The 2783-nt window shown below is 66.2% G+C and carries 5 protein-coding genes; 3 read left to right on the top strand and 2 right to left on the bottom strand.

Annotated features, from left to right (window positions below):
- The first annotated feature begins 140 nt into the window (after positions 1-140).
- A complete protein-coding gene (locus AC2VON_RS09900) occupies positions 141-428 on the top strand; it encodes a type II toxin-antitoxin system Phd/YefM family antitoxin (protein ID WP_486952797.1) in 288 nt (95 codons plus the stop codon).
- Positions 425-691 (top strand): type II toxin-antitoxin system RelE family toxin, encoded by a 267-nt coding sequence (locus AC2VON_RS09895; protein ID WP_486952796.1) that lies wholly within the window; start codon positions 425-427, stop codon positions 689-691. Before AC2VON_RS09900 ends, AC2VON_RS09895 begins: the two co-directional genes overlap by 4 nt.
- Before the next feature lie 80 nt (positions 692-771).
- On the opposite strand, the gene AC2VON_RS09890 is transcribed toward AC2VON_RS09895, so the two are convergent.
- The gene (locus AC2VON_RS09890) at positions 772-1008 is read right to left on the bottom strand and encodes a hypothetical protein (protein ID WP_486952795.1); all 237 of its coding nucleotides are present in this window, start codon (positions 1006-1008) and stop codon (positions 772-774) included.
- Between the two features lie 82 nt (positions 1009-1090).
- Here AC2VON_RS09890 and AC2VON_RS09885 point away from each other — a divergent pair, with 82 nt between their 5' ends.
- Positions 1091-1378, top strand: a complete 288-nt coding sequence (locus AC2VON_RS09885; protein ID WP_486952794.1) for a hypothetical protein — start codon at positions 1091-1093, stop codon at positions 1376-1378.
- Between the two features lie 53 nt (positions 1379-1431).
- Here AC2VON_RS09885 and AC2VON_RS09880 read toward each other — a convergent pair.
- Positions 1432-2783: tetratricopeptide repeat protein (locus AC2VON_RS09880; protein ID WP_486952793.1), on the bottom strand; the 1352-nt coding region annotated here is incomplete at its 5' end.

Here is a 2783-nt window from a genome sequence, read left to right as displayed (position 1 = left end):
GGCGCTGATGGCACCCACCACAGCAGCGTCGTCAGCACCGGCGAATGCCACGGCGACCTGCGGCGACCCATCAACATCGAACATGCTTTCGCATACTCCGATGGTAGCGGGCCCACATCGACAGACTAGAATCATGGTCTATGTTGACGCGTCCGCTGTCCGAAGTTAAAGCGCATCTCTCGGAGATTGCCGAGGAGGTCGCCACCACGCACGAACGTGTGCAGATCACGAAGAACGGTCGCAGCTATGTGGTCATGCTGGCCGCGGAGGACCTCGAATCGATCGAGGCCACCCTGGAATTGCTGAGCGATCCGGATGCGCAGTCTCGCGTCGCCGCCGCGGAGCGGGACATCGAGCGCGGGGAGGTCCTGGACGACAGCGAGGTGCGCGACCTGCTCGCAGCGCGGAGACCCGGAGCCGGTGAGTGAGCTTTCGGGTCGTCGTAACCCGCACGGCCGCGCGACAACTGCCTGAACATCTCCCGGAATCGGTCGCGACGGCCTGCGTCGAGTTCATCTTCGGCCCGTTGGCCGAAAACCCACAGCGCGTCGGCGCTGCGCTGCGGGCGCCTTTCGTCGGTCACTGGCGGGCCCGACGAGGTGAGTACCGGGTTCGATATCGCATCGACGAGGCCGAACAGGTGGTCTATGTCCTCGACGTCTACCACCGGCGCGATGTCTACCGGAGCTGATCAGTTGGGTGGTACGCCGGCAGCAGCGCCGTGCACGCTTCGCAAGAGAGAACTTGCCGGCTCGGCTGGCAGCCCGGGCATCAGGTCCGGGTTTTGCCGCGGTGTTGGCCGGAGTTGGATCGGGCGGTGGCAACGAGCGCCTGGATGTCGGTGTCGGTGAGGTAGTGCAACTCGGCTGGGTTCAGGATCAGCGCGGGCGACAAGACGATAGTGCCGTCGTCGTATTCGACAGCGGTGTAGCGGTCGTGTTGCCCGACTTTGCTGAGGTTGAGGCGGCGGCGAGCATCGACTTCCAGCAAAAGTGGCTTCCGAGACATACCGCCAACTGTACACCCAAGCGCGTCAATGTAACAGTTGGTACAACTCCGTGATTATCGCATTGCCGTGATACGGTTTCTTATGGCCCTGAACTGGATAAACGATCAACCATCACGGTTCTACGACCAATTGGCGGCCACACATGCCCCCGCTTTGCCGGCTCTCGACGCCGCCTTGGACATCATCGAGACCATGCCGAATTCGCGGCAGGCCCGGCCCCGCTGCATCCGCGCCGTCATTTCGCCACCGCCGCTGTGGCTCGTCGACGTCCGCCACGACAGCGGGGACTTGCAGATCCTGTGGCAGGAGGACGACCGCGGTGAACCGATGCTGATCTGGATCGGTCCCGCCCGGTTTCCACGCAACTAAGCACGCCCTAGCCAAGGTCGACGCGCTTCTGAACGGTCGACCACCCGCGCACGCTAGAACGCCGATGTGGGCCGCACCGCATTGGCCATGTCGACCAGAGCGTAGCGGTGCGCCTGGGTGGGCGCCAGCCGGGCCAGGCCGCGCAGCGCCGCCTCGACACCGAGCCGCAGCCCATGCTCGGTGAACGGGAAGCCGAGGATGTGGTTGGTGCTGGCCTCATTTTCGGTCAGCCAGTCCAGCGCGGCGCCCAACACCAGCGCGCGGATCTGCAGCACCCGCGGCTCGGTCTCCGGCAGTGCTTCCACCCGGCGTGCGGCGTCGCGGATCTGCTCCTCGGTGATCTCGCTCGCCGAATGCCCGGACATCAGCGTCACCGCGCTGGTCAGCCGCGCGGTGGTGAAATGCCGTGAGGTGGCTGGCACGTCGTCGAGCGTGCGCACCGCCGCGTCTCGGTCCCCTGCCACCGACAAGGCCCGGGCCAGGCCGAAGGCCGCCGAGATCACACCGTTGTCGGTGTTCCACACGGTCTGATAAAACCGACGTTCGTCGGCGGCGCCGGCCAGCTCAGCGGTGGCGGCCAAAGCCATCTTGGGGGCCAGCTCACCGGGGAACATGTCCAGCACCTCGGTGAAGTGCTTGCGGGCCGACTCGTAGTCGGCCGTGAGCAGTTCGGCGACGCCGCGGAACCACACCAGCCGCCACCGCCAGCCGACCTGCTCGGCAAGATCGTCCAGCTTTTGGGTGGCTTTGGTCACGTTGCCGAGGTCCAGCAGTGCACGCACCTCTGTCAACGGCAACTCGATCGACTGGTGCAAGTCGACGCCCTCGGTGTCGAGTGCACCGTGGCGGACGGCACGCAGCGAATCCAGTGTCTGCACCGGCTCGGACAGCTCCGTCGCGGACAGCACCGGCGCGGCGACGTCGTCCGGGTCGACCAGCGGCACCTGCAACGCACCGACGATCTCGGTGGCGGTCAACTTCTGCGAATGCACCTGACCGTCTTGGTAGACGTCGGTGTGCGCGACCAGCAGGTCCACCCCGAACGTGGAGCGGGAGCGGGTGAAGACCGTGGACAGTCCGGGCCGAGGCACCCCGGTGTCGGCTGCCACCACCTCGCGCAGCACCCCCGTCAGCTGCCCGGCCATCTCCTCGGCGGAGGTGAAGCGCCGCCGCGGGTCGGGATCGATGGCCCGCCGCAGCAACCGGGCGTATGAGTCGTAGGTCTTCAGGGTGGGGTCGTCGTCGGGTAGGCCGTCGACGTAGCGGCCGTTGCGGGTGCGCAGGTTCAGCGTCAGCGCGGCCAACGTACGGCCCACCGTGTAGATGTCGGTGGCTACGGTCGGTCCGGTCCGGACGATGTCGGGTGCCTGGTAGCCCGGTGTGCCGTAGAGATAACCGAACGAGT

The organism is Mycobacterium sp. TH-M82 (assembly GCF_057473605.1).
This window is presented reverse-complemented; position numbering and strand designations above follow the sequence as displayed.